The organism is Georgenia sp. Z1491 (assembly GCF_049856175.1).
Taxonomy (GTDB): domain Bacteria; phylum Actinomycetota; class Actinomycetes; order Actinomycetales; family Actinomycetaceae; genus JB111.
The window spans coordinates 87,174-113,357 of record NZ_JBNDNA010000005.1; the positions used below are offsets into that span (position 1 = coordinate 87,174).

At 73.4% G+C, this 26,184-nt stretch carries 22 protein-coding genes; 8 read left to right on the forward strand and 14 right to left on the reverse strand.

Going from position 1 to position 26,184, the window contains the following annotated elements; translation table 11 throughout:
• Positions 1-18: 18 nt before the first annotated feature.
• The gene (locus ACPYO4_RS06800; protein ID WP_425708458.1) at positions 19-1,287 is read right to left on the reverse strand and encodes an alpha-amylase family protein; all 1,269 of its coding nucleotides are present in this window, start codon (positions 1,285-1,287) and stop codon (positions 19-21) included.
• Positions 1,288-1,407: 120 nt separating this feature from the next.
• On the opposite strand from ACPYO4_RS06800, the gene ACPYO4_RS06805 reads away from it, so the two are divergent.
• Complete coding sequence (locus tag ACPYO4_RS06805; protein WP_425708459.1) at positions 1,408-2,304, forward strand: NUDIX hydrolase; 897 nt, start codon at positions 1,408-1,410, stop codon at positions 2,302-2,304.
• A gap of 81 nt (positions 2,305-2,385) precedes the next feature.
• Here ACPYO4_RS06805 and ACPYO4_RS06810 read toward each other — a convergent pair whose 3' ends face one another.
• On the reverse strand, positions 2,386-3,282 hold the full coding sequence (locus ACPYO4_RS06810) for a hypothetical protein (RefSeq protein ID WP_425708460.1): 897 nt from the start codon (positions 3,280-3,282) through the stop codon (positions 2,386-2,388).
• Positions 3,283-3,500: 218 nt separating this feature from the next.
• Here ACPYO4_RS06810 and nadA point away from each other — a divergent pair, with 218 nt between their 5' ends.
• The 3 genes from nadA to nadC are packed head-to-tail and all read left to right on the forward strand — an operon-like array spanning position 3,501 to position 6,825.
• Positions 3,501-4,478 carry a quinolinate synthase NadA gene (gene nadA, locus ACPYO4_RS06815; protein WP_425708461.1) on the forward strand — a complete coding sequence of 326 codons (978 nt, stop codon included), beginning with the start codon at positions 3,501-3,503 and terminating at the stop codon, positions 4,476-4,478.
• A complete protein-coding gene (locus ACPYO4_RS06820) occupies positions 4,475-5,983 on the forward strand; it encodes an L-aspartate oxidase (RefSeq protein WP_425708462.1) in 1,509 nt (502 codons plus the stop codon). The genes nadA and ACPYO4_RS06820 overlap by 4 nt, the downstream gene beginning before the upstream one ends.
• A complete protein-coding gene (gene nadC, locus ACPYO4_RS06825; RefSeq protein ID WP_425708463.1) occupies positions 5,980-6,825 on the forward strand; it encodes a carboxylating nicotinate-nucleotide diphosphorylase in 846 nt (281 codons plus the stop codon). Before ACPYO4_RS06820 ends, nadC begins: the two co-directional genes overlap by 4 nt.
• 88 nt (positions 6,826-6,913) lie before the next feature.
• On the opposite strand, the gene ileS is transcribed toward nadC, so the two are convergent.
• Complete coding sequence (gene ileS / locus ACPYO4_RS06830) at positions 6,914-10,198, reverse strand: isoleucine--tRNA ligase (RefSeq protein ID WP_425708464.1); 3,285 nt, start codon at positions 10,196-10,198, stop codon at positions 6,914-6,916.
• A 422-nt stretch (positions 10,199-10,620) separates the two neighbouring features.
• On the opposite strand from ileS, the gene ACPYO4_RS06835 reads away from it, so the two are divergent.
• Positions 10,621-11,379, forward strand: a complete 759-nt coding sequence (locus ACPYO4_RS06835; RefSeq protein WP_425708465.1) for a hypothetical protein — start codon at positions 10,621-10,623, stop codon at positions 11,377-11,379.
• Positions 11,380-11,501: 122 nt separating this feature from the next.
• On the forward strand, positions 11,502-12,356 hold the full coding sequence (locus ACPYO4_RS06840; RefSeq protein WP_425708466.1) for a hypothetical protein: 855 nt from the start codon (positions 11,502-11,504) through the stop codon (positions 12,354-12,356).
• A 14-nt stretch (positions 12,357-12,370) separates the two neighbouring features.
• Here the strand turns inward: ACPYO4_RS06840 and ACPYO4_RS06845 are convergent, their stop codons facing one another.
• Together ACPYO4_RS06845 and ACPYO4_RS06850 are read right to left on the reverse strand one after the other, a co-directional pair.
• A complete protein-coding gene (locus ACPYO4_RS06845) occupies positions 12,371-13,066 on the reverse strand; it encodes a response regulator (protein ID WP_425708467.1) in 696 nt (231 codons plus the stop codon).
• Positions 13,063-14,049 (reverse strand): sensor histidine kinase, encoded by a 987-nt coding sequence (locus ACPYO4_RS06850; protein WP_425708468.1) that lies wholly within the window; start codon positions 14,047-14,049, stop codon positions 13,063-13,065. The genes ACPYO4_RS06845 and ACPYO4_RS06850 overlap by 4 nt, the downstream gene beginning before the upstream one ends.
• A gap of 130 nt (positions 14,050-14,179) precedes the next feature.
• Here ACPYO4_RS06850 and ACPYO4_RS06855 point away from each other — a divergent pair, with 130 nt between their 5' ends.
• Together ACPYO4_RS06855 and ACPYO4_RS06860 are read left to right on the forward strand one after the other, a co-directional pair.
• Positions 14,180-14,881, forward strand: coding sequence for an ABC transporter ATP-binding protein (locus ACPYO4_RS06855; protein ID WP_425708469.1), 702 nt, complete (start codon positions 14,180-14,182; stop codon positions 14,879-14,881).
• Positions 14,878-16,278, forward strand: a complete 1,401-nt coding sequence (locus ACPYO4_RS06860; protein ID WP_425708470.1) for an FtsX-like permease family protein — start codon at positions 14,878-14,880, stop codon at positions 16,276-16,278. The genes ACPYO4_RS06855 and ACPYO4_RS06860 overlap by 4 nt, the downstream gene beginning before the upstream one ends.
• A gap of 159 nt (positions 16,279-16,437) precedes the next feature.
• Here the strand turns inward: ACPYO4_RS06860 and ACPYO4_RS06865 are convergent, their stop codons facing one another.
• Genes ACPYO4_RS06865 through ACPYO4_RS06905 form a run of 9 tightly spaced genes read right to left on the reverse strand, consistent with a single transcriptional unit; the run spans position 16,438 to position 26,107 of the window.
• Positions 16,438-17,145 carry a hypothetical protein gene (locus ACPYO4_RS06865; RefSeq protein ID WP_425708471.1) on the reverse strand — a complete coding sequence of 236 codons (708 nt, stop codon included), beginning with the start codon at positions 17,143-17,145 and terminating at the stop codon, positions 16,438-16,440.
• A gap of 49 nt (positions 17,146-17,194) precedes the next feature.
• The gene (locus ACPYO4_RS06870) at positions 17,195-18,313 is read right to left on the reverse strand and encodes a polyprenyl synthetase family protein (protein ID WP_425708472.1); all 1,119 of its coding nucleotides are present in this window, start codon (positions 18,311-18,313) and stop codon (positions 17,195-17,197) included.
• On the reverse strand, positions 18,306-18,869 hold the full coding sequence (gene idi, locus ACPYO4_RS06875) for an isopentenyl-diphosphate Delta-isomerase (RefSeq protein ID WP_425708473.1): 564 nt from the start codon (positions 18,867-18,869) through the stop codon (positions 18,306-18,308). Before idi ends, ACPYO4_RS06870 begins: the two co-directional genes overlap by 8 nt.
• The gene (locus tag ACPYO4_RS06880) at positions 18,866-20,281 is read right to left on the reverse strand and encodes a nucleotide pyrophosphatase/phosphodiesterase family protein (protein WP_425708474.1); all 1,416 of its coding nucleotides are present in this window, start codon (positions 20,279-20,281) and stop codon (positions 18,866-18,868) included. The genes idi and ACPYO4_RS06880 overlap by 4 nt, the downstream gene beginning before the upstream one ends.
• Complete coding sequence (gene eboE / locus ACPYO4_RS06885) at positions 20,278-21,507, reverse strand: metabolite traffic protein EboE (protein WP_425708475.1); 1,230 nt, start codon at positions 21,505-21,507, stop codon at positions 20,278-20,280. Before eboE ends, ACPYO4_RS06880 begins: the two co-directional genes overlap by 4 nt.
• The gene (locus tag ACPYO4_RS06890) at positions 21,507-22,391 is read right to left on the reverse strand and encodes a TatD family hydrolase (protein WP_425708476.1); all 885 of its coding nucleotides are present in this window, start codon (positions 22,389-22,391) and stop codon (positions 21,507-21,509) included. The genes eboE and ACPYO4_RS06890 overlap by 1 nt, the downstream gene beginning before the upstream one ends.
• 1 nt (position 22,392) lies before the next feature.
• Entirely contained in the window at positions 22,393-23,976 is a 1,584-nt protein-coding gene (locus ACPYO4_RS06895; RefSeq protein ID WP_425708477.1) for an EboA domain-containing protein, read from the reverse strand.
• Positions 23,973-24,836: an SCO3242 family prenyltransferase gene (locus ACPYO4_RS06900; RefSeq protein ID WP_425708478.1), complete on the reverse strand. Its 864-nt coding sequence runs from the start codon at positions 24,834-24,836 to the stop codon at positions 23,973-23,975. Before ACPYO4_RS06900 ends, ACPYO4_RS06895 begins: the two co-directional genes overlap by 4 nt.
• Positions 24,833-26,107 carry an inositol-3-phosphate synthase gene (locus tag ACPYO4_RS06905; RefSeq protein ID WP_425708479.1) on the reverse strand — a complete coding sequence of 425 codons (1,275 nt, stop codon included), beginning with the start codon at positions 26,105-26,107 and terminating at the stop codon, positions 24,833-24,835. The genes ACPYO4_RS06900 and ACPYO4_RS06905 overlap by 4 nt, the downstream gene beginning before the upstream one ends.
• Positions 26,108-26,184 lie beyond the last annotated feature (77 nt).

Genomic DNA, 26,184 nt, shown 5'->3' on the forward strand with positions numbered 1-26,184 from the left:
CGCGGTCCGCGGGCGGGCTCAGCGTCCGACGACGAGCAACGTCTGGTCGCCGTCGCGGATATCCGCCCACGGCACGCCGCCGATGTCGAGGGTGACGCGCAGCCGCTCGTCGTCGGCCCCGACGGCGTCGTAGGCGTACCGGGTGTTGGTGAGCTCGACGGTCTCGGTGCGGGCGGTAGTCAGCCACGGGTGCCGCCGGCGCAGCGCGATGAGGTCCTGGTGGACGCGAAGCATCGTCTGCTGCTGCGGGTTCAGCCCGTCCGGCTCCGGCGGGTCCGGCGGGAAGATCGGGCGGACCTCGTCGTCGCCGCCGAGCCGCTCCTCCTTGACGCCCTCCCAGCCGTACTCGTCGCCGCCGTAGATCGACGGGATGCCGCCGACCGTCAGCAGGACGACCGCGGCGAGCGCCGCCTTCTCGGCCCCGACCTGGCTGGCGATGCGGGTGGTGTCGTGGTTGCCGACGAACGTCTGGGGCACGAAGGCCTCGAGGAACTCGTCGTGCCGCTGGAGCGTCCAGTCGAGCTCGAAGAAGTTGCCCTCCTTCAGCGAGCTCCAGGTCGCCTTCCACAGCTCGTACTGGGTGACGGAGTCGATCGTGCCGTCGACGACGAAGCCCGCGTAGTCGCCGTGGATGACCTCCCCGAGGAACCAGGTGTCCGGGAACTCCTCACGCACGCGCGGCAGCACGCGTGCCCACAGTTCCGTGGGCACCGAGTAGGCGGCGTCGAGTCGCCAGCCGTCGACCCCGCGCGCCAGCCAGTGCGTCATCACCTCGACGAGCAGGTCCTCCACCGCCGAGCTGGCGTGGTTGAGCGCGACGAGCGAGCCGTGCCCCTCGAAGTCCTCGGCCACCGGCTCGTCCCCGGAGAAGTCGATGCGGAACAGCTCGGCCTCGGCCGACCCCTCGCCCCCCTCGAGCGCCGCCGTGTAGAGCGGGTGGGTGGCGCCGACGTGGTTGAAGACGCCGTCGAGGAGGACACGGATCCCGCGCGAGCGACACTCGGCCACCAGGTGGTCGAGGTCGTCGTCGTCGCCGAGGCGGGGGTCGATGCGGAAGAAGTCGGTCGTGTCGTAGCCGTGCGTCTCGGACTCGAAGACCGGGCCGAGCAGCAGGCCGTTGGCCCCGAGCTCGACGACGTGGTCGAGCCACGCGGTCAGGTGCCGCAGGCGGTGGACCGGCTCGGCCTCGACGGCGGCACGCTCCTCCTCGGTGGGGCGCACCGGGGCGCCGGTGAACCCGAGCGGGTAGACGTGCCACCAGATCGCGTGCTCGCTCCAGTCGCTCATGGGGTCACTCTTCCGTCAATCCGGCGAACATGCGACCAGGTGGCACAGGTGCACGGTCAGTCGGGCCGACGACGGCGCACCAGGCGGCATGATGGTTCCGGTGCGACGACAGGAGGGTCCATGGCCGACGTGGCCGAGCAGGTGGAGGCCGAGCTGGTCGCCGTCATCACGGCGGTGCACGACGGCGAACCCCTGGCCCTGACCACCGAGGACGGGCGACGGCTGCCGTCGGGGCCCCTGCAGACCGAGCACCGGTCGATGCAGGCCGGGATGCGCTCGTGGGTGACCCGGCAGACCGGTCACGACCTCGGGTACGTCGAACAGCTCTACACGTTCGCCGACCGGCGGCGTGCGCCCCACCCGGCCCTGGAGATCTCCTACCTCGGGCTCACCACCGTCGCCTCCCCCACGGACTCGTGGGTGAGCTGGCTGGAGTACTTCCCCTGGGAGGACCGTCGCGCGGGCGACGACCTTATCGAGGCCCACCTCGCGCCCGCGCTGAGCCGCTGGGCGGACGAGCCGCCGGACCGTGAGCTGGCCGTGCGCCGGCGCCTGCGGTGCGCCGTCACCTTCGGCCTGGAGGGCCAACCGTGGTTGCCCGGCATGGCGCTGCAGCGCTACGAGCTGCTGTACGAGGTCGGGCTGGTCCCCGAGGCCGGTGCGAGCGCCGACCCGGAGGTGACCGGGCGGCCGATGGACCGCGACCACCGGCGGATCCTCGCCACCGGGATCGGTCGGCTGCGCGCCAAGATCCAGTACCGGCCGGTGATCTTCGAGCTCGTCCCGGAGTCGTTCACGCTCGGCCGCCTCCAGTCCACGGTCGAGGCGGTGGCCGGCCACCAACTGCACAAGCAGAACTTCCGCCGGCTGGTCGAGCACCAGGAGCTGGTCGAGGAGACCGGCGAGGTGGAGCACTCCACAGGCGGGCGTCCCGCCAAGTTGTTCCGGTTCCGCCGCGAGGTCCTCGACGAGCGCGAGGCCGCGGGGACGAAGCTGCCGATCGTCCGCTCGCGCTGACGCCTGCGACCTGCACGGTCCGGCCGAAGCGCTCCGGTCAGTCCCGGACCCAGGCGCTCCGTCACGCCGTTACCTGTGCGCTTATAGGTCGGGTCGACGAGCGGATGTCTCGGCATTCAGAGTGTCGCCGTCCCAGGTGAGGTCCGAGTCCTCGTCCACCTCGTACGCCTCGAACTGCGGGTCGGCGAGGACCTCCTCGACGAGCGTGCGGGAGCCGGCGACGATCGTCGAGTCCCAGTCGATCTCGCTCGCCACCACCCACGACCGGTCCGCAGGCCACAGCAGCTGGGGCAGCACTCCTCCGATCCCCCAGCCCGGATCACACTCGCCGGCACTCACCCGCCTCAGGTCGGCGAGCTCGGTCAGACTCGTGCCGAAAAGCAGGAAGTCCCGGCCCGGCCATTCGAGGAACGGCCCCGTCACCGCCGCGCGACGGACGTCAGCGCAGACGGAATCCCTCCGCTCCGCCTCAGCTCGAGCACGCTCGGTCGCCCTCTCGACCGGGTCTGCGTCGGCGTCGACGAACACGTAGACGGCACCGTTGCCGTGGAGCTCGCCCCACCCGTTCCAGACGCCGGCGGTCACATCATCGGCAGCGGCGGTGGAGAGCCTCAGATGCTCCGTCAGGGCGGCGAGCTGGTCGGGCTCGAGCATCCCCTCGACACTCGGCGAGACCTGCCAACCGTCGGCGAAGGACAGGGCCGTCTCGTCGTCCGTGAGGCGGCACCACTGCACGAGCGGGTGCATCACCCGGCCGTTGCGGGCGGCGACCTCAGCCCACGTCCACCGGGCAGCGTCGATCGCCGCGCGCTCGCCCGGCTCGTCGGCGTCCGGCGAGACCACACGGCGTGCGTCGACGGGGTGCAGGATCCGTGCGTACGCCTCGAACCCGGTTCCCGCGGAGCCCCCGACCCTGCCCCAGCCGCCGACGCGCTCGAGCAGCCACGCCCCACGCCCGATTTCGCCCGTCAGCTCCACGCCGCGAGCGTAGCCATCTGCCGAGCCGGCACGGCTGATGGCCGGCCGAGCGGCGGTCGGCCCGTCCGACTCCGCGGACCCACAGAGAACGCCGCGGCACGACACGACGCCGAGTCGTTTGCACCGCGCTACCGCTCTGGTTATGCTCACCTCGAGCATCACTAATGCTCACTCTGAGCATCACTAGCGGTCACCGACGACCAGGCAGGGAAGGCACCATGACGACGGTCAGCATCAGCACCGACGCCCTCTACGAGCGGGTCCGCGGGTCCGTGCCGCGCGTGGAGTGGGCGACGATGGAGGACGACGTCGCGGCGATCTGGCGGCTCAAGGCCGAGCGCAACGCGGTGATCCTCGCGCACAACTACCAGACCCCGGAGATCTTCCACGGGGTGTCCGACATCGTCGGGGACTCCCTCGCCCTGGCGCGCGAGGCCCAGGACGTCGACGCCGACGTCATCGTCCTGGCAGGCGTCCACTTCATGGCCGAGACCGCGAAGCTGCTCAACCCGTCCCGGACCGTGCTCGTGCCCGACCTGCGCGCCGGCTGCTCGCTGGCCGAGTCCATCACCGCCGCCGACGTGCGCGGCCTGCGGGCCCAGCACCCCGGCGTCCCGGTCGTCACCTACGTCAACACCTCGGCCGCCGTGAAGGCCGAGTCCGACATCTGCTGCACGTCCGGCAACGCCGTGAAGATCATCGAGTCCCTCGGCGTGGACCGGGTGATCATGATCCCCGACGAGTACCTCGCCCAGAACATCGCCCGGCAGACCGGCGTCGAGGTCATCACGTGGGCCGGCCGCTGCGAGGTGCATGAGCGCTTCACGCCCGGCGACATCGCCCAGGTCCGCCGCGACCACCCCGGCGTCGTCGTGGTCAGCCACCCGGAGTGCCCGCCCGACGTCGTCGACGTCTCCGACATGTCCGGCTCCACCGCCCAGATGATCGACTACGTCCAGGACCGCCGGCCCCGCCAGGTCGCGCTCATCACCGAGTGCTCGATGAGCGACAACATCGCCGCCGCCTCCCCCGGCGTGGAGTTCGTCCGCCCGTGCAACCTGTGCCCGCACATGAAGCGCAACAACCTCGGCAACATCCGGGTCGCGCTGGAGGAGATGCGCAACGAGGTGACGATCGACCCCGACGTCGCAGAGCGCGCCCGCGCCGCCGTCGAGCGCATGCTCGCGGTCCGATGAGCGCCGATCGGCCGGTGATCGTCGGCGCCGGGCTCGCCGGCCTGCTCACCGCGCTGCGCCTGGCCCCGACGCCGTGCCTCGTCCTCAGCGCCGGAACGCTCGGCGCGGACAGCTCGACCGCGCTCGCCCAGGGCGGCATCGCCGCGGCCGTGGTGCCCGGTGACTCGGCGGCGCTGCACGCACTCGACACGCTGGCCGCGGGCGCGGGGCTCGGCCAGCGTGGGGCGATCGACCGGGTGACGAACGGGGCCGCCGAGGCCCTCGCGTACCTCGTGGAGCTGGGCGCGGAGCTCGACCGGGACGACGACGGTGCCCTGGTCCTCGGCCTGGAGGGGGCGCACAGCCGGCATCGCATCGCGCACGCGGGCGGCGACGCCACCGGACGCGAGCTGCTGCGCGCTGCGACGGCCGCCGTGCGGCGCACGCCGTCGGTCACGGTGCTCGAGCACGCGCGAGCGGTCCGGGTCGTCGTCGAGGACGGGACGGTCCGCCGCCTCGAGGTCGTCCTGCAGGGCGACCAGCCGGCGTTCCTGCCGACCGACCGGGTCGTGCTGGCCACCGGCGGGATCGGCGGCCTGTTCGCGCACTCGACCAACCCCTCGTCCTCGCGCGGCCAGGGCCTCGCACTCGCGGCGCGTGCCGGCGCGGTGCTGCGGGACCTGGAGATGGTGCAGTTCCACCCCACCGCCCTCGACGTCGGCCTGCGGCCCATGCCGCTGGTCAGCGAGGCGCTCCGTGGCGCCGGCGCGCGCCTGGTGGACGCCTCCGGCCGCGACCTGCCGGGTGACCCGCTCGCGTCGCGCGACGTCGTCGCCCGCCGGGTGTGGACGCACCTGGCCGACGGCGGACGCACCTTCCTCGACGCCCGCGACCTCCAGGACGTCGCCGACCACTTCCCCACCGTCACCGCCGCGTGCCGGGCGGCGGGGATCGACCCCGCCCGCGATCTGCTCCCCGTACGGCCGGCCGCGCACTATCAGATGGGCGGCGTCGTGGTCGACGAGCACGGCCGCAGCACGGTGCCGGGTCTGTGGGCCGTCGGGGAGGTCGCGAGCACCGGTCTGCACGGCGCCAACCGGCTCGCGTCGAACTCGCTCCTCGAGGCGGCGGTGTGCTCCCGCTGGGTGGCCGAGGACGTCGCGGGGGGCGCCCCTCCCACGCTCGCCCACACCACGCCCCACCTCGGGCATCGCGGGCCGGCGCAGCAACATCCCGAGGCGCTCGATCTCGCCAGGGTGCGCGACCTCGTGTCGTCCGCCGTCGGCGTCGTGCGCTATGGCCCCACCCTGACTGCCGCCCAGGACCGGCTCCGCGCGGCCCATCTCACCGATCCCGATGACGACGACACGCTCGTCGCCCTCCTGCTCGTCACCGGTGCGCTTCGGCGCGAGGAGAGCCGCGGCGCGCACCACCGCACCGACCACCCCTCCCCCGCACCGGCGGCCCACCAGGACCTCACCCTGGCCGACGCCTACCACCACGCCCTGGAACGGAGCTCCGCATGAGGCACCTGCCGACCGTCCTGATCGAACCGCTCGTCCGCGACGCCCTGCGCGAGGACCTCGGCCGCGCCGGCGACGTCACCACCGACTGGGTCGTCCCCGCCGACCGGGTCGCCACCGCGGAGCTCGTCGCGCGGGACCCGGGCGTCGTCGCAGGCACGGACCTCGTCGTCCTCGCCTTCGGCCTGCTCGACGCGCGGGTGACGGTCGACGTCGAGAGGCCCGACGGGACCGCCGTCGCTCCCGGCGACCGCGTCGCCACGGTCAGCGGTCCCGCCCGCGCGCTACTGACGGCGGAACGGGTGGCACTGAACTTCCTGGGTCACCTGTCCGGGGTGGCCACCGCGACCACCCAGATCGCACGAGCGATCGACGGGACCGGCACGCGGGTGTGCTGTACCCGCAAGACCACGCCGGGTCTGCGGACGGTGGAGAAGCACGCCGTGGTCGCGGGCGGGGGCGTCAACCACCGCTTCGGCCTGGACGACGCGGTACTCATCAAGGACAACCACGTCGCGCTGGCCGGCGGCGTCGGCGCAGCCGTGGCCCGGGTGCGCGAGGCGGCCGGCCACCTCGTGCCGATCGAGGTGGAGGTCGACACGCTCGATCAGCTGCGCGAGCTGCTGACCACCCCGGTCGACGCCGTCCTGCTGGACAACATGACGCCCGCCCAGCTGGCGGAGGCGGTCGCGCTGGTCGACGGCCGAATGGTCACTGAGGCGTCGGGGCGGTTGACCGCCGAGACAGCGCCCGCCGTGGCCGCCAGCGGCGTGGACCTGGTGTCGGCCGGTTGGCTGACGCACTCCGCGCCGGTCCTCGACATCGGCCTGGACCTCAAGGTGTGACCCGCGCCGGGAGGCGGCGGAACCGTGAGCCCCCGCAGCTCAGCCAGCCTCCGGCGCCCGCACCACCCCCCGGCGCCGACTGCCGGCGTCACCCGACCTTGCGCACCTGCGGCACGATCGCGTCGCCCTCCCCGGCGGACACCGTCAGCCCGATGGACAGCGTCTCGTCCATGACGAGCTGCCGATGCGCTTCGACCACCGCGACCCGCCCCGCAGGCACGGCGAGCTCCAGCGCGATCCGGTCGGACACATGCAGGCCGGCGTTCTTGCGCTCGTCCTGCACGGCGCGCACGACGTCGCGGGCGTACCCCTCGGCCTCGAGCTCGTCGTCGATGGAGGTGTCCAGCGCGACGAAGCCGCCGGCCGGGAGCACGCCCGCCGTCACGTCCTCGGAGGCCCCCTCGGCCCGGTCGACGGTCGTGGTGCGCTCGACCTGCTCGGCGCCCAGCGTCACCGGTGCGCCGGCTCCCTCGAGGCCCTCGGGGACGAGGACGCCCGGGAACGTCGCTCCGCCGTCGTCGATCTCCTGCCACTCCCCTGCCTTCGCGGCGGCGAACAGCTGGGACGTCAGCCGGCGCAGCTCCTTCGGCAGCTCGCGCGGCAGCACGGCGAGGTCGGTGCGGACCTCGAGGGCGGCGTCCTCGGGGCGGACGAGCTCGACTGCCCGCACATTGACCTCGCGGGCGATCAGCGACGCGTACGGCTCGAGGGCCGCCGGGTCGTCGACGGCCACGGTGAGGGTGCGCAGCGGCTGGCGCACCCGCAGGGACGCCGCCTTGCGCAGCGCGTGCGCGGCGGAGACGGCCTCGCGGACCTGGTCCATCGCCGCGACGATCTCCGGCGCCACGACCGACTCACCCAGGGAGGGCCAGTCCGTGAGGTGCACGGAGCGCCCGCCGGTGAGCCCCCGCCAGACCTCCTCGGTGACCATCGGCGCGAGCGGAGCCATCACGCGGGTGAGCACCTCCAGGGCCGTACGCAGCGTGTCGAACGCCCCGCGCTCCTCGGCCCAGAACCGGTCGCGTGAGGTCCGCACGTACCAGTTGGTCAGCAGGTCGAGGTGCTCACGGACGAGCTGGGTCGCCCGCGGCACGTCGTAGGCCTCGAGCGCGGCGCCCACCTCGTCGGCGAGCGTCCCCGTGCGGGCCAGCAGGTAGCGGTCCATGACGTCGAGCGCCTCGAACGCCTCCCGGTCGCCCAGGTCCACGCCGTCCGACACGTAGCCCGCCCCGCCGTCGAGCGTCCCGGCATAGAGCGCGTAGAAGTACCAGGCGTTCCACAGCGGGAGGTGCACCTGCCGGACGACCTCGCGGATGCCCTCCTCGGTCACCACGAGGTTGCCGCCGCGCAGGATCGGGGAGGCCATGAGGAACCAGCGCATCGCGTCGGCGCCGTCGCGGTCGAGGACCTCGGAGACGTCGGGGTAGTTGCGCAGGGACTTGCTCATCTTGCGGCCGTCGGAGCCGAGCACGATGCCGTGGCTCACCGAGGTGCGGAACGACGGCCGGTCGAAGATCGCGGTCGCGAGGACGTGCAGCGTGTAGAACCAGCCGCGCGTCTGCCCGATGTACTCCACGATGAAGTCGCCCGGGTAGTGGTGCTCGAACCAGTCGGCATTCTCGAACGGGTAGTGCACCTGCGCGAACGGCATCGACCCGGAGTCAAACCAGACGTCGAGGATGTCGGGGATGCGGCGCATCGTCGCCCTGCCCGACGGGTCGTCCGGGTTGGGGCGGGTGAGCTCGTCGATGAACGGGCGGTGCAGGTCGGGGTTCCCGTCCCGGTCCGTCGGCAGGCGGCCGAAGTCGGCCTCGAGCTCGGCGAGGGACCCGTAGACATCCGTGCGCGGGTACGCGGGGTCGTCGCTCACCCACACGGGGATGGGGGTGCCCCAGTAGCGGTTGCGGGAGATCGACCAGTCGCGGGCACCGGCGAGCCAGTTGCCGAAGATGCCGTCCTTGATGTGCTCCGGCACCCAGGTGATGTCCTGGTTGAGCTCGACCATGCGGTCCCGGAACTGGGTGACGCGGACGAACCAGCTGGTCACGGCCTTGTAGATGAGCGGGGTGCGGCACCGCCAGCAGTGCGGGTAGGAGTGCACGTAGGACGCGCGGCGCACGAGCAGCGCGCGCTCGGCCTCGGGCCGGCGGGCGAGCGGTCCGCTGCCGTCGCGCAGGTCGGTGAGGATCGACTTGTTGGCGTCGAAGACCTGCTGCCCCGCGTAGTCGCTCACCTCGGCGGTGAAGCGGCCACCGGCGTCGACGGGCACCACGGGTCGGATCCCGACGGCGTCGCACACCGCCATGTCGTCCTCACCGAAGGCGGGGGCGAGGTGGACGAGGCCGGTGCCGTCCTCGGTGGTGACGAAGTCGCCGAGGATGATCTGCCACGCGTGCGGACCGGGGGCGGCGTCGTCGTCGCGGCCGGTGAAGTAGTCGAAGATCGGGGCGTAGCTGCGCCCGGCGAGGTCGCGTCCCGTGAGCCGCTCGACGATCTCGGGCTCCTCGCCGAGCTCCTTGGCGTAGGCGCCGAGGAGGGCCTCGGCGAGGATGACGCGCTCGCCGGCGGCGGGGCCGTCGGCCGAGCGCACCACCACGTAGTCGATGTCCGGCCCGACGGCGATGGCCAGGTTCGAGGGCAGCGTCCACGGGGTGGTGGTCCAGATCAGGGCGAGCTCGCCGGTCTCGAGCCGCACGCCGACGGTGGCGGTCTCGTCCTGGCGGTCGGAGTAGACGTCGTCGTCCATGCGGAGCTCGTGGTTGGACAGCGGCGTCTGGTCGTTCCAGCAGTACGGCAGGACGCGGTAGCCCTCGTAGGCCAGGCCCTTGTCGTAGAGCTGCTTGAACGCCCAGATCACCGACTCCATGTAGGTGACGTCGAGGGTCTTGTAGTCGTGCTCGAAGTCGACCCAGCGGGCCATGCGGGTGACGTAGTCCTGCCACTCGCCGGTGTAGCGCAGCACGGAGTCATGGCAGGCCTTGTTGAAGGCCTCGATGCCCATCTCGTCGATCTGGGACTTGTCGGTGATGCCGAGGATCCGCTCGGCCTCGAGCTCGGCGGGCAGGCCGTGCGTGTCCCAGCCGAAGCGGCGCTCGACGCGGCGGCCGCGCTGGGTCTGGAAGCGGGCCACGAGATCCTTGACGTAGCTCGTCAGCAGGTGCCCGTAGTGGGGCAGTCCGTTGGCGAACGGCGGGCCGTCGTAGAAGACGAACTCGTTGTCCCCGTTCTCGCCCGGCTCGCGGTTGTCGATCGAGGCCTGGAACGTGTCGTCGGCACGCCAGTGCGCGAGGACGTCCTCCTCGATGCGGGGCAGGCGCGGCGAGGGGTCGACGTCGCCGTCGCGGTGGAGGGGGTAGTGGCCCTGGGTGCTCATCGCGGTCCTTCTCGTCACGGGTTGCCTGCCGTGCGAGGACGACGCTCCTTCCGCGCGTCTCCGCGCGGCCGGTGCCGCGGTACCACCCCGCTTGCCGCTCCCCCGCTCTTGCGCGGGTGCGGCCGCTCTGCTCCGGCTGTCACGGGCCTGCCCCGTCCGGGTCTACTGGGGCCCCCGCTGACGGGGAACGCCTGTTCTTCCGGAGGCTCGCCGGTGATGCCCCCACGGACGGGGCCGGGTCGATGCCTGTGCGACGAGTGTAGCGGCCCCGCAGATTCATCGAGCGTGCGGTTTCCAGGTGTCGAGTGTGCGGCTCCCGAGGTGCGATCGGGCAGCTCCCGACCTGCACGTATCTCCGCCGAGGATCGACCTACCCATGCGCGTGCGGTGCAGACCGGCCACACGAGGGCCACGGTGGTGGTATGAGTCACTCACTGAGCAGACAGGTCGTACCCGTATCGGCCGTGGCTCTCGCGCTGAGCCTCGCCGCGTGCTCGTCCGACGACGACACCGATGCCACCGAGCCCGAACCGCCGGCCACGTCGGAACCGGCGCCCGAGCCGACCGAAGAGCCGTCCGAGGAGGCCCCGACGGAGGAGGCGCCGTCAGAGGATCCGACCACCGAGGAACCGCCCGCGGAGGAGACCCCGTCCGACGAGCCGCCCGCCGAGGAGGCCCCATCCGACGACGAGGAGGACGACGGCGAGGACGCCGGGAGCGCGCACCCGACCGACGTCCCCGGCTCGGCTGAGCTGTTCGGGGCGATCGCGACCGTCCAGGCCACATACCCGGATGCCGAGGTCGTCGCCGTCTCCCACAACGACACCACCGAGTTCCCCGAGGAGCCGGAGGGCAACGGCACCGTGGTCGAGGCCGTCAGCGGTGACCAGCTGCTGACGATCACGCTCGACCCGTCGGGTGCAGTCGTCGACGAGACCTCGGCGCCGGCCGACGCGGAGATCCTCGGTCACCTCGACGTCGCGACGCTGACCATCGACGACGCCATCGACCTCGCGATCGAGGAGACCAGCCTCGGTGGCGGCGAGTTCATCCTGCACAGCCTGTCCCTGACGGAGGTGTGGGAGGGCGACGCGGCGTGGAACTTCCTGTTCTACGGCGCCCACGACTTCTCAGTCGTCTACGACGCCGTCACCGGGGAGAACGTCAGCCCGGTGGGATGACAGGCACCGACGTCGGCCGGCCGCCCGCATTCGTTCGAGTCCGACAAGGGGAGGGCTTCCCGGGGCAGTGCTCCCCTCGTCCGCCCCGGCAGATCGCACTGCGGCACGGCTACGGTCGCGACATGTCCCCCCACCGCACCACCTGGTCCCTCGCCGCCGTGGCCGGCATCGCACTGACGCTGGGCGCCTGCGCCGGCGACCCGATCCCGCCCTCCGGCACCCCCACCGGACCGGCCGGACCCACCGAGGTGCCGTCGGACCCCTGCCCGGCCTGGCCGGAGTGCGACACCATGCCCGCACCGCCGGTCGACCTCCCGACGACCGACGACGGGCTCGGGCTGCCCGACCGTGCGTTCGACACCGTCGATCGTGCGCTGCGCGACGCAGACGACCAGAGCCCGACGCTGAGCATCGCCGACATCGCAACTCTCGAGGAGCTCTCCCTCGGCGAGACCGGGCAACGGATCGCCTGGGTGGTCGAGCACTCGACGATCGCGGGTACGGAGGACCACGGCACGACCGACGGTACCGAGGGCCGGTTCGATCAGGACGTGTGGCAGGTCTACACGGCCGATGCCGACGAGGTGAGCATCGTCAGCTGGCCGGCCCCGCTCGACCCTGACCCGCACGCCTGGGAGCCGCTCGAGGTCGAGACATTCGGCAACGAGGAGCTGGATACCGGCGCCGAGGACCAGCTGGCCGCCCACGAGGTAGGACTGACGGATACAGCGGCGGCAGCGGTGACCGCACGCCCGGGCAGCGTCCTCATCGTCGCCACGACGGACGACGTGTCGGCCCGCTCGCTCCTCGCGGTAGGGATCCTCCAGGACGACGGGACCGCGTTGCGGGTGACCGTCGACGCCGCCACCGGTGAGGTGCTCAACGCGGTGCCGGTCGGCAACGGTGCCTCGGACGGCGGGTCCCGGGGCGACCGCGGCGAGACCGAGGAGCCCGACGAGGGCGGCACCACCACCTGACGGGTGGTTCCGGCTCAGGAACCGACCGCGGTGAGGTAGGCGAGCACCGCGCGCACACGGCGGTTCTCCTCGTTCGCCGCCAGCCCCAGCCCGCTGAACACGTTGGCCACGTGCTTGGCCACCGCCCCGTTCGACAGCACCAGCCGCTCGGCGATCTGGGAGTTGCTCAGCCCCGAGGCCATGAGCTCGAGCACCTCCCGCTCTCGGACGGTCAGCGCGTCGACGGCGGTGCGACGGCCTGCCACGAGACGCGAGACGACGTCGGGGTCCGCCACCACTCCCCCGGCCGCCACGATGCCGAGCGAACGCATGAAGTCCGCCACCCGCGCCACCCGCTCCTTGAGCAGATAGCCCAACCCGCCGACGTCGGGCCGGGACGAGGCCGCGGCCGCCGGGTCCGACAGCGGCGCGAACAGCTCTGCCGCGTACGCCGGGGCCGCGTACTGGGACAGCACGAGGATCCCGATCTCCGGGTGCGCGGCGCGGATCCGGGCTGCGGCGCGCAGGCCGTCCTCGCCGTCGCCGGGCGGCATCCGCACGTCGGTGACGACGACGTCGATCGCCTCCCCGCCGCCCGCCACCTTCTCGACGACGGCCTCGAGCTCGGGCGCCGACGCCGCCTGCGCCACCACCTCGTGCCCCTGCCGCTCGAGCAGCCCGACCAGGCCCTCCCGCAGCAGCGCCGCGTCGTCCGCCACCACCAGTCTCACGGCCGACCTCCCAGCTCGACGACGACGGCGGCGTCCCCCTGGTCGAGCAGCAGGGGGACGTGGGCGGCGACGATCGTCGGCCCGCCGGAGGGGCTGGAGACCTCGAGCCCGCTCCCGACGGCGGCGAGCCGCTCGGCCATCCCGGCCAGCCCGCGACCGGGCACGATCTCGGCCCCGCCGGGACCGTCGTCGACGATCGAGACGTGCAGGGCGTCGTCGACGACGAGCAGCACCGTCACCGACGCCTCCGGCGCGTACTTCGCCACGTTGGTCAGCGCCTCGCTGATGACGAAGTAGGCCACCGCCGCCACGCCCTCCGGGAGCGCGGGCAGTGCGTGCGGGACCTGGACGGTCACGGGCACGACGGCGCGCTCGCCGAGCTCGCGGACGGCTGCCTCGAGACCACGGTCGGACAGCACGGTGGGGTGGATGCCGGAGACGGTCTCGCGCAGGGCGGCGAGCGCCCGGTCGGCGTCGTCCTGCGCGGCAGCCAGCAGCTGGGACACGTTCGCGAGGCGGTCAGGGCCGGGCGGGACGGCGTCGTCGTCGGGGGCGTGGACGGGATCCGAGGTGGCGCCGGTGTGCTGCTCGACGAGCATCGCGGCCTCCCCCAGCTTCATGCCGGCGGTGACGAGGTGCTGCTGGGCGCCGTCGTGCAGGTCACGTTCGATGCGGCGGCGCTCGAGCTCGAAGGCGGCGACGATCTCCCGGCGCGAGGTGCGCAGGTCGGCGACGCGCTGCGCCCACTCCGGCACGTCCGCGACGTCCTCGGCGAACGGCTTGCGCCGCTCGAGGGCGAGCAGCGCACCGACCAGCACACCGAGGCAGGCCAACCCGAGCACGGCCCCGTAGGCCCACCACGAACCGGCGCTCAAGCTGGCGAGGACGGCACCGAGCAGGACGACCCCGCCGACCAGCCCGACGGCCACCTGGAGCCAGAACAGGCGGCGCGCACCGCGCTCGGGCCTGCTCAGGGACGACATCCCGCTACCGTACCGAGGCACGGCCGATCCGCCCCGAGTGCCACCGCCCGCTCGGCGGTGGTGCCAGCACCACCCCAGGTCGGCACCGGGCACCATGGGAAAGCGACCCGGCACGCAGTGAGGTGGAGGCATGACACAGAACAACGGCCCAGCGTCCCTGCTCGCCACCGACCTCACCACCACGTACGGGCAGGTCCGCGCCCTGGCCGGCGTCAGCCTCGCCGTCCCGGCCGGCCAGACCCTCGCCGTCATGGGCCCCTCCGGCTCCGGCAAGACCACCCTCCTGCACTGCCTCGCCGGCATCCGCGTGCCGGACTCCGGCGAGGTGCGCCTCGGCGACGTGCCGGTATCCGCGCTGGGCGACACCGCCCGGTCCCGGCTGCGGCGCGAACGGCTCGGCTTCGTCTTCCAGGACGGACAGCTCGTCCCCGAGCTCTCCGCCCGCGAGAACGTGGCGCTCCCCCTCCTCCTGGGTGGCACGCGCAGGGGCGAGGCGCTCAGGACCGCCGACGAATGGCTCGAGCGGCTCGGCATCGGGCAGGCGGCGGGGCGCCGTCCCGGCGAGATGTCCGGCGGGCAGGCGCAGCGGGTGGCCGTGGCGCGAGCGATGGTCCACGGCCCGTCGGTCGTGTTCGCCGACGAGCCCACCGGTGCGCTGGACCAGGCCACCGGCCACGAGGTCATGCAGGTGCTCACCACCACGACCCGGATGTCCGGCGCCACGCTCGTGGTCGTCACGCACGACACCCAGGTCGCGTCCTGGTGCGAGCGGCTCGTCGAGCTGCGCGACGCCATGATCCACGCCGACCGGAAGCTGGAGGCCGCGCGATGAACCAGGTCCTCTCCCTCGCTCCCCGGCTGGCCGTGGCACGCATGCGCGGCGCGCGGGCCGGCGCCACGCTCGACGTGCTCGCCGTCGTCACGTTCGCGGTCAGCTCGTTCCTCGCGCTCACCGTGGTGGGCGGCACGTGGATGTTCATCACCCGCTTCCAGGAGGCGCCGCAGTCCGTCCTCACCGCCATGGCGCTCGATCCCGAGTGGGCCGACAACCAGCTGCAGGTGTACGTGGTGCTCGCCGCGATCGCCTGCGCGCTGCTGGTGCTGCCGGTCCTCGGCCTCGGCGCCGCCGCCGCCCGGCTCGGCGCGCGCGGCCGCTCCCGCCGGCTGGCCTCGATGCGGCTCGTCGGCATGACCGGGGGCGAGGTCGTGTCCCTGTCCGTGCTCGAGACCCTCGTCCAGGCCGCGGCCGGCACGATCGTCGGTGGCGCGCTGTGGCTGCTGTCCCTTCCCCTGTGGCAGGCCGTGTCCTTCCAGGGCGTTCCTATCGGCGCCACGGAGATGCTCGTGCCGCTCTGGCTCGGCCTCGCCACGGTCGCCGGTCTGCTCGCTCTCGCCGCGCTGTCCACGGTGGTCGGACTGCAGCGCGTGCGGATCAGCCCCCTCGGCGTGGCCGCCCAGCAGGTGCCCCCGCGGCTCAAGGCCTGGCGGCTCGTCATCATGGTCGCGGCCGTGCTCGCGTTCGCGCTGGTGTCCCAGTCGTTCGGGGACGCCGTCGCGGCCTCGGAGCTGTTCGGCTACGCGTTCCTCGTCGGGATGATGCTCGTGGTCATCGGCGCCCTCAACCTCGTGGGCCCGTGGGTGCTCCAGCTCGTGGCCCGGCCGCTCGCCCGCACCTCCTCGGTGCCGCGGCTGCTCGCCGCGCGCCGCATCGTCGACGACCCGCGGGCCGCGTGGCGCAACGTCTCGAGCGTGGCGCTGCTCGGCATGATCGCCGCGTTCGCGGCACTGCTGCCCTCGGACGCCGACTCCCTCGGCGCGGACCGCGCGAGCCTCATCATGGCCACCGACATGCGCACGGGCGTGGTCATCACGCTCGCCGTGGGGCTCGTCGTCGCCGCGACGTCGACGCTCGTCAACCAGGCGTCCACCGTGGTCGACCGGGCCGAGGAGTCGGTCGCCATGGACCGCGCGGGGACGCCCCGGCCGGTGTTCGCGGCGCTGCGCCGGCACCAGGTCCTCGTGCCGCTCGTGGTCACGCTCGCGATCTCGATCGGCGTGGGCGTGCTGCTGTCGGTGCCGTTCCTCGCCTTCTCGAGGCCGAGCGCCACCGGGATCCTCGTCGTGCTCGCCACCGTGGTGCTCGGCGTGCTGCTCACCCTGCTGTCCGCGGAGGCCTGCCGGCCGCTGCAGTCCACGGTGCTCGGGGATCAGCGCCGCCGCAACGACTGATCGCTCCCGCACCTGCCCGGTTCGCCGAGTGTGCGGTTCTTTATCGCCGAGTGTGCGGTTCGGGATCGCCGAGAGTGCGGTCGGGGCCCTCCCCGACCGCACTCTCGGCGTGGGGTCTGCTGAACAGATGAGCGACACCTGATCTGCGCACCAGCACCCTCAGTCTCGGGGTTCGGCCGACTTCCGTTCTGGGGCCGGGGGCGGGGCCGGACGGGACCGGTCGGCGATCCGCTCGGCCTCGTCGGCCACGTGAGGATGCAGCTCGCGCAGCACCGAGAGGACCTCGACGGGCAGCGGCTCCCTGGCCAGCACTGCGGACGCGACGTACATCGAGTCGTCCCGAGCGATCTCGACGAGACGGGCAAGGGACGTGGCCGGGTCCACCACTTCCTTGTGCAGACGATTCATGTGCCAGGTCTCGTCCTGCATGGCGCGATGCCTCGCGGTGGCCGCGCGGTGCGCGACGTCGTCGTGCTCGTGTCGGATCCGGTACTCGCGAGTGATCTCACCGAGCGGGGGGCCACCGGTCGGCGGGTACGCGCGCTGGGCGGAAACGAATCGACGCCACAGGTCGTCGTCGGCCCCGATCCGCCACATGTAGTTGAGGATCGCCCCACCGACGCGATTCACCGGCTGCGCCTCGATAACCTCCAGCGGCGCGTTCTTCTCGCTCGCGATCGACTCGGCCATGTCGGGGCGCGCCTCAACGAGACTGCGGAGCACGGCTTCGCTGAGACTCGGGTTCATCAGGACGGAGACGACGACGTTCATCGAGTCGGACCGGGTGAGCTCCAGGAGACGCCACTCGGGCGTCTCCCCGCTGCTCGCCTCCAGGGCATCGCGGTCACTATCGGAAATCTTCATCATCTCACCGACAGGAGTGTCGTTGCCGACGCGTAGTCATGAGTTCTCGAGGCTACCTCTCGCGGTCGCGCAGCGTGGCCGTGAGGCCGACCAGGTAGGTGGACAGCGCGGGCGGCAGCCCTGCCTCGGCGGCCTCCAGGGCCTGCCCGAGCAGGGCGTCGACCTGCTCGAGGACGGCGGCCCGCGCGCCGGTGGAGACGATGATCGTGCGCAGGACCTCTGCCCCGTCGTCGTCGAGGTCGGGATCGCCCAGCAGCCGGTCGAGGTCCCTGCGCTGGTCCGGGTCCGCCCGCTGAGCCGCCAGCCGGACGTGCTCGGTGCGCTTGCCGTCGCGCAGGTCGGAGACGACGGACTTGCCCGTCGTCGCCGGCTCGCCGAACAGCCCGAGATCGTCGTCCCTCAGCTGGTAGGCCACACCGAGCGGCTCGCCCACCTCGGCGAGGACCGCTCGGACGGGCTGGTCGTCCATGCCGGCGGCCACCGCACCCAGCACGAGCGGCAGCGTGATGCTGTACGACGCCGTCTTCAGCGCCGCCACCACGAGCGGCCGGGACGTCGCGGGCTCCGCGGTCTCGGACCAGACGTCGAGCGTCTCGCCGGCGATCGCCTGCTCGAGCGCCGCCAGCGCGGCCTCCGCGAGCCGCAGCCGGACGGCCGTCGACGCAGGGGCCGAGACGAGCGCCGCGACGGCCGTGCTCATCGCGAGGTCCCCGGACAGCACGCCGGCCGCCATGCCCCGCCGCCCCGCGTCGCCCGCATCCTCGCCCGCCTCGCGGGCCGCGTCCTCCACCCGGGCGACGACACCGACGCGGCCATGGCGCACGCGGTCACCGTCGATGAGGTCGTCGTGGACGCAGAGCCCGACGTGCAGGAGCTGCTGGGCGGCCGCGACCCGGCGCAGCAGCTCCGGGTCCGTCCCGCCGAACGCGTAGTAGGCCGCGGCAACGAGCCGAGGCCGGAGGTACTTGCCGCCGTCGGCGGCGCGTGCGGCCTCGACCAGCTCGGTGAGGGCGTCCGACGCCGAGGGGCCGCCCGACACGCCGGCCCACAGCTCGTCGGTCAGGGTGTGCGCGCCGGCCATGAACTCCTCGACGCGCGCCATCACCTCCTCGAGGCCGATGACAGTCACCGGCGAGGCCGGCGCCGTCGCGGGCGAGGCGGCGCTACCCATGGGCGGGCCGCACGCCTCGGGCACGCATCTGCTCGACCTGCAGCACCGACCACGGGCTGAAGACCATCGGCGCGGCCGCGATCGCGGTCAACATGTCGTCGATCTCGATCCACGCCCACTCCTCGACCTCGTCGGGGGCCGGCACCGGGTCGCCGACGACCTCCCCGACGAACACCGGGCAGATCTCGTTCTCGACGATCCCGTCGCTCGCGACCGCCCGGTAGCGGAAGTCCGGCAGCAGTGGCCGGACCCGCGCGACCTCGAGGCCGAGCTCGTCGCGCATCCGGCGCACAACAGCGTCCTCCGACGTCTCCCCCGGTCCGGGATGCCCGCAGCACGCGTTGGTCCACACGCCCGGCCAGGTCGTCTTGCTCAGCGCGCGGCGAGTGAGGAGCGTCCGGCCGCGCGCGTCGAGCACGTAGCAGGAGAAGGCGAGGTGCAGCGGCGTGGCGTCGGTGTGGATCTCGGCCTTCGGGGCGGTGCCGACGGGGGTCCCGTCCTCGTCGACGAGGACGACGAGCTCCTCCCCGGTCGCGCCGGCCTCCCCCGCGGTCACCCCGTTCCTCCCGCTCCCGCGCCGCCCAGGCCCTGCGCGGCGAGGACGAGGTCGCGCACGGCGGTCGCGCGGACCGACTCCACGTCGTCCGCCAGCAACGACGGGTCGGAGGTGAGCAGCATCGGGCCGTCGGCGGCACTGTCCGGCAGCCGGCCGTGCGTCCCGCGCACGAGTCGCGGGTCCAGGGGAACGGTGCTCATCGCGTACCTGAGGCCCACCTTCTTCTTCACGAGGTTGAGCCCGGCCTTGGCCTTGGCGAGCCGGTCCTCGGGGTCGAAGAACAGCTCGGCGGGGTCGTACCCGGGCTTGCGGTGGATGTCGACGCCGCGGGCGTACTCGGGCGCGCGGTCGTCGTCGAGCCAGAAGTAGTAGGTGAACCAGGCGCCGGGCTCGGCGACGGCGACGAGGTCGCCCGCGCGCTCGTGGTCGAGCCCGTAGCGGGCCTGCTCGCTTCGGTCGAGCACCTCGTCGACCCCGGCCAGCCCGCCGACGATCGCCCGCACCCGTGGGAGGTCGGCCGGGTCGGGGACGTAGACGTGGGCGACCTGATGGTCGGCGACGGCGAACGCCCGCGACGTCCACGGGTCGAGCTGCTCGCGCCGCTGTTGGACGTACACCTCGAGGAGGCCCTCGCGGCGCAGCGCCCGGTTGATGTCGACCGGCCGGTCGGCGTCCGCGATCCCGTACTCGCTCAGCGCGATGACGGAGTAGCCGAGCTCGAGCGCGTCGTCGAGCAGCGGGGCGAGCGCGGCGTCGAGGTCGGCGGCGGCCCGGTCGGCCTCGGGCGAGTCCGGGCCGAAGCGCTGCAGGTCGTAGTCCAGGTGCGGCAGGTAGGTCATCACCAGGTCCGACTCCGGCTGGCCGAACCGGCCCCGGAGCTGGCCGCGAGTGGCCTCGATGAGCCAGCGCGAGGAGACGATCGACGCGGTGGGCCCCCAGTACTGGAACAGCGGGAACTCCCCCAGCTCGCCGACGAGCTGATCGTGCAGGGCGGGCGGGCGCACGTAGGCGTCGGGGCTCTTGCGGCCGTCGGCGTGATAGATGGGCCGGGGGGTGACGGTGATGTCCGTCGTCGCGCCCATGGCGTACCACCAGCCCATGTTCGCCACCCGGAAGGCAGGTTCGGCCCGGCGGGCGGTCTCCCAGACCTTCTCGGCCTCGACGAGGCGGTTGTGCTGGCGCCACAGGAGCGGGTCGCCGAGGCCGCGGAAGTACCAGCCGTTGCCGACGATCCCGTGGTCGCGCGGCATGCGGCCGGTGAGGATCGTCGACTGCACGCTGCACGTGACGGCGGGCAGGATCGTGTCGTGCCGGACGGCCCGCCCCTGCTCGCCGAGGGCGCGCAGCCGGGGCATGTGGGCCAGGGTCTTCGGGGTGAGGCCGACGACGTCGAGAAGCAGGACGCGGTTCATCGGGCCACCTCCTTCCTCGTGCGGGGGTCGCCGGCGGGGATCATCTCCGGCGGGAGGGCGTCGGCGAGGTGCTCGGTCGCCCAGCGGAGCTCGGCGGCGATCCCACCGACGAGGCTGTCCGGCTGCAGCGCGTCCGGGAGCACGTGCCAGGTGTAGGTCTCGACGTCGAGGTGTGCCTCGTCCCCGTGCGGGGCGTCGAGCACGGCGTCGACGGCGGACGCGAGCACCTCGGTCGTGGCCCGCAGCGGCTCCGCGGGTCGTGCGTGCAGCGGGATGTGGACGTGCACGCGCCACGGGCGGTCGACCGGCCAGGCGGGGTCGGCGCGCAGGACGTCGATGAGGTCGTCGGCCGCGAGCGCCTCCCACTCGTCGGCGGGCGGACCGTCGCCGGGGCCACGCGCCTGGTCGGCGCCGCCCGGCCGCGCCCGGACCTGGTGGACGTAGCGGGCCTCGGCGAACGGCTCGAGCGCCGCCATGACGCCCGGCGCGGACGGGTCGGGCACCTCGAGCGCGACGGAGGCCTGGACCTTGACGACCCGCACCCCGGCCGCGTTCGCGGCGGCGACCGCGCCGGCGGGGTCGGCGAACGAGACCGCGAGGTGGCAGGTGTCCAGGCACAGCCCCACGTAGCCGTCCTCGATCAGCGCCGGGCGGGCGCCGAGCCAGGCGACGACGTCGGCAACGTCGTCGAGGATGCAGCCCGGTTCCGGCTCGACGGCGAGGCGGACAGTGCGTCCGGTGCTCGCCTCGAGCTCGCGCAGGTGGGCGACGAGCGCGGTGAGGTTGTCCTCGGCCTCGGCGTCGGCGGCCGCGTCCCAGCCGGTGCGCCAGCCCAGCGGCAGGGTGGAGATGCTGCCCGAGCCGCCCGCGGGCAGGAGGTCGGCGAGCGCCGTCGCGCAGTCCTTCGTGTAGGCCAGCCGCTCTGGGGTGGTCCAGTCCGGGCGGTAGACGGCGAGCTTGACGACGTCGTCGTGGAAGCCCGCGAAAGGGAACGCGTTGACGGTGCGCAGCTCGAGTCCCTCGGCCGCCAGCACATCGCGGAGCCGGTCGCGCGCCGCGGGGTCGCCGGCGAGCTCGGCGGCGGCGCCGACCGGGAGCCAGAGGCCCACGCCGAGCGTGTCGAGCCCGGCCTGGCGGCGGACCGGTCCCGCGTGGCGGCGGAGCTGGTCGATGATGCCGTCGAGGTCCTCGGCAGGGTGGACGTTGGTGCAGTAGGACAGGTCCATCAGGCCTCCCGGCGCGACTTCATGCCGCGCAGGACCGAGTTGCCCTCGAACAGGTCGGGGCCCTGCCGCTCGGGCTCGAAGCCGGGGATCGGTTCGAGCTCGAGGCGGCCGGACTGGCCGTAGAACTTGACGGGGTTGCGCCACAGGACCTTGTCGACGTCGTCCTCGCTGAAGCCGGCCTCGAGCATCGCGTGTCCGGTCTTCAGGGTCTTCAGCGGGTCGGAGCGGCCCCAGTCGGCGGCGGAGTTGACGATGATCCGGTCCAGGCCCAGGCGCTGCATGATCGCGACGACGCGGGTCTCGTCCATCTTCGTGTCGGGGTAGATGGAGAAGCCCATCCAGGCGCCAGTGTCGGCGACCATGTCGACGCACGTCTCGTTGAGGTGGTCGACGAGCACCCGCTCGACGCTCAGGCCCGACTCGGCGACGACGTCGAGGGTGCGCTGCGTGCCCGGCGCCTTGTCGCGGTGCGGGGTGTGCACGAGGGCCGGCAGCTCGAACTCGATCGCGAGCGCCAGGTGGCGGGCGAGGATGTCGTCCTCCTCCGGCGTCATCGAGTCGTATCCCGTCTCCCCGACGGCGACGACCCCGTCCTTGCCCAGGTAGCGGGGCAGGATGTCCATCACCTCGGTCAGGCGGGGGTCGCCGGCCTCCTTGGGGTTGAGCGCGATCGTGCAGTGATGCCGGATGCCGAACTGCGCGGAGCGGAAGCGCTCCCAGCCGATGAGGGAGTCGAAGTAGTCGACGAAGGACCCGACGTTGGTGCGCGGCTGGCCGAGCCAGAACGCCGGCTCGACGAGGGCCCGCACGCCCGCGGCATACATGGCCTCGTAGTCGTCGGTGGTGCGGGAGGTCATGTGGATGTGGGGGTCGAAGATGCGCATGTCACGCCTCCTGGGGGCGGTCGTCGATATGGGGCTGCTCGTGCGTCTGGGGCTGCTCGTCGATGAGGTGCAGGTCGTCGGGGACGGTGCGGCCGGCCGCGCGGCGCTCCTCGGCGAACCGGGCGGCCATCGCGGCGAGCTCGGCGTCGCGCCGGTCGTCGAGGCCGGCGACGACGCTCAGGGGGACGCCCATGAACACGAGCTTGAGGACGCCGTGGCGCCACGCGTGGGCGTCGAGGTGGGCCGCGGCCAGCGGGCCCATGGCGGCGGCGACGAGGCGGGGGTCGTTGGTGCGCAGGGCGTCGGCTGTGAGGTCGAGGCCGGTGGCGCGCCAGTCGTCGTCGAGCTCTCCGGACGCGGTCAGGGTGCCGAGACCGCGCAGGACGCCGCGGCGCTCGGAGTCGTCGCCGTGCTCGTAGAGGGCGCGGACGGTGTCCGGTCCCGCGCCGGCGTCCTTCAGCGCGCGGACGATCGTGGCGCGGGCCTCGTCGTCGGCCGTGCCGCCGAACCCGGCGGTGTCGGTGGGGTCGAGGGGCGCACGGCCGACCTTGCGGCCGGCCTCGGCGAACAGCCGGGTCGCCCGGGCGGGCTCCTCGGTGACCGCGGCGACGGCGGTGGCGGTCCACGGGTCACGGGCGGAGGCGTCTCGCGCGGCGGCCGCCCCGGTCGTGGCACCGGCCTCGACGGCGGGCGCTCCGGCCGTGCCGTCGGCTGTCGCTGCCGCCCCCGGGGCTTCGGCGGCGGCCTCCCATGCCACGAGGGACGTGCGGGCGAGCCGCGGGGCGTCGTGGGAGTGCCGGGGCAGCTCCACGGCGGCAACCCCCGCGTACCCGATCTCGCGCAGCGTCGCGATCGCGGCGATCAGGTCCAGCTCGCCGGCGCCGAGCTCGAGGTGCTCGTGGACGCCAGGGAGCATGTCGTCGACCTGCACGTTGCGCAGGAGCGTGCCGGCCGCCCGCAGCGCGCCGACCACGCCGTCCGGCTCCACCGCCACGCAGTGGCCGAGGTCGACGGTGATGCCCACGCCCTCCGGCTCACCGAGTGCGGTGCGCAGCCGGAGCGCGTCGGCGACGGTCTCCACCAGCATCCCCGGCTCGGGCTCGATCGACAGGACCACGCCGCGCTCGGCGGCGAACGGCACGAGCTCGGCAAGGCGCCCGACCATCAGGTCCCAGCCCTCGTCGGCGGTGACGTCCTCCGGCAGCACCCCGCTCCACAACGAGACGCAGTCGGCCCGCAGGACCTGTGCGATCTCCACCGCGCGCCGTAGGAAGGCCGTTCGGGCGTCGGCGTCCCGGTCGACGAGGGTGGGGCGGTGCTTGCGCCGCGGGTCGAGGAGGTAGCGGGTGCCGGTCTCGACCACCGAGCGGAAGCCGCGCCGGTCCAGGTCCGCGGCGAGCGCCTCGGCGGACTCCCGCCACCCGTCCGCGAACGGGTCGAGGTGGGGGTGGCCGATCGTCAGGGCGACGGCCTGGTAGCCGGTCTCTGCCATGACGTCGAGCGCGTCGGCCAGTCGGTGGTCGGCGAACCCGTTGGTGCCGTAGCCGAGGGCCCAGGCGTCGCTGGTCGTGTGGCGCGTGGTCATGTGACGTCTCCCTTCGTGCGTGCGCGCGCGACCAGGCGGCTCGCGCCCTGGACGGCGAGGAGAGCGGCCGTACCGATCGCGTGCCCGGTGCGGGCGACGAGCGCCGTCTGCAGCGGGACCATCCCGCGTATGCCCTGCCTCGTAGCGGTACGGGCGTGGTCCGCGGTGGGCTCGCGCGCCGCGTCGACCTGCGGGGGCAGGACGGCGCCGGCGTAGGTGGCGGCGCCCAGGACCGCCCCGGCGGCGGCTCCCCGGCGGGCGCCGACGGGGACGAGCGCGGCGGTGCCGGTGGTGACGGCGACGGCGGCCGAGGCGGCGGCGCGGCTCGTGCCGTGCACCTCACCCATGGACACGGTGGTGACTGCGGCGGTGTGCGCGGCCATGAGCGCGGCCGGCAGCGCGGCCCGGCGCCAGCCCGGGCCGGCGGCGCCCATGAGGACGTCCAGCCCGCGGCACACGGCCATGACCGGCGGTCCCGCCGGCGTCGACTTGGCCAGCAGGTCGTAGATCCACACCGAGGCGGCCAGCGCGAGCGCGACACGGCCGTGCGGGCGGCCCGCGCCGAACGCCAGGCCGACGCCCGTGGCCGTCAGGCCGGCGCCCACGACCAGGGCCGTCTCGCGCGGCACGCGCCCGGAGGGGATGGGCCGCTCGGGCCGCTCGACGGCGTCGAGGTCGGCGTCGGCGTAGTCGTTGAGGGCCATGCCGGCCGCGTAGATGCACGCGGAGGACAGGGCGAGCGGCACGGCGCGGCCGCCCACCCGCCCGCGCGCGGCCGTGGCACCGACGAGCGTGTCGCCGACGACCGTCAGCGCAGCGGGCGCCCGGACCAGCTCGAGGACATCGGCCGGCGCCGTCATCGTCCGGCGGAGACGCGCGTGTCGGCCGCGGGCGTGCCGGCGTCGTCGTGCGTGCCCTCGTGTCCCGGCGCGGCGCCACGAGCTCCCGTCGCCGCGAACAGCGAGGTCTGCTCGACCCACGCGGCGAACCGCCTGGTCTGCTCGGCGAACGCGTGCACGTCGCTGCCCCACGGATCCTTGAAGAAGCAGCCGAGCTCGGTGACCGCGCCGGCCACACCGGCGTCGGAGGCGAGGGCGAGCGAGCGGACGAGGTCGATGACGAGCGGCGCCGCGAGTGCGGAGTCGTGGGCGCTCCACGTGGTCTGCAACGTGATGCGGCTGCCGAGGAAGCCCACGGCGTGGACGTGGTCCCAGGCGGTCTTGACGTTGCCCATGTCCGGCACGTTGTCGATGTGCAGGGGCGTGTGCACGTCGTCCCCGACGAGCGCGTGCAGCCCACGGTTCTTGGAGGCGAGCTTGGAGCTCACGGCGCGCGGGTCCGCGAGCGTCGCGCCGTCGCCGCCCCCGAGGATGTTCGTGCCGGCCCAGGACAGGACCTTGAGGTTGCGCGCGGCGAACATCGGGGCGATGACCGTGCGGAGCAGCGTCTCGCCGGTCTTGCCGTCCTGCCCGGCGTACGGGACGCCGGCCAGCTCGGCGCGGGCGCGCAGCACGGGCAGGCTCAGGGCGGCGGACGGGGTGAATCCGGCGTAGGGCGAGCCGGCCTGGACGGCCGCGGCGGCGGCGACCGCGCTCGCCGGCAGCACGTCGCCGTCCGGCGACTTCAGCGCCTCGAGCAGGTCGTCCTCCGAGTGGAAGGCCGGGTGGTCGTCCGGCAGGGCCTCGGTCGAGGAGATGTCGACGACGACCACGGTGCGCAGGCCGTGGCGGTCCTTGAAGGAGGTGATGTCGGCGGCCATCGCGTCGATCGCCTCCTGCTGCGTGGCGGCGGCCAGCGGGACAGGACACAGCTCGTCGTCGATCTCCGCAAGGTCCTCGGCGACCTGGTCGACCAGCTCGCGCGGGAACAGCCCGCCGGCGGCGAGTGCGGCGGCCTTCGTCGCCAGCGGGGTCGTCTCGACGTCGTGCCCACCGACGACGATGTCGCCGAACCCGACGAAGGGGGCGTCGGCGAGGTCGCCGGCCGCGGTGGTGACGCCGTGCGGCTCGACCAGCTCGTGGGCCAGCGCCCGCAGACCGACCGTCGCGGTGGTCGCGAGCGAGCCGCGCGCTCCGATGAACCACGCGCCGACGGCGCCCTGGTGGTTCGTGGAACGGGTCCTGTCATTCATTGAAGATCCTTCTCGATTCGCCTGCCCGAGCGACATCACCGGGGGGACGGTGCGGAAGCGCTCGTTGATCCCGCGTC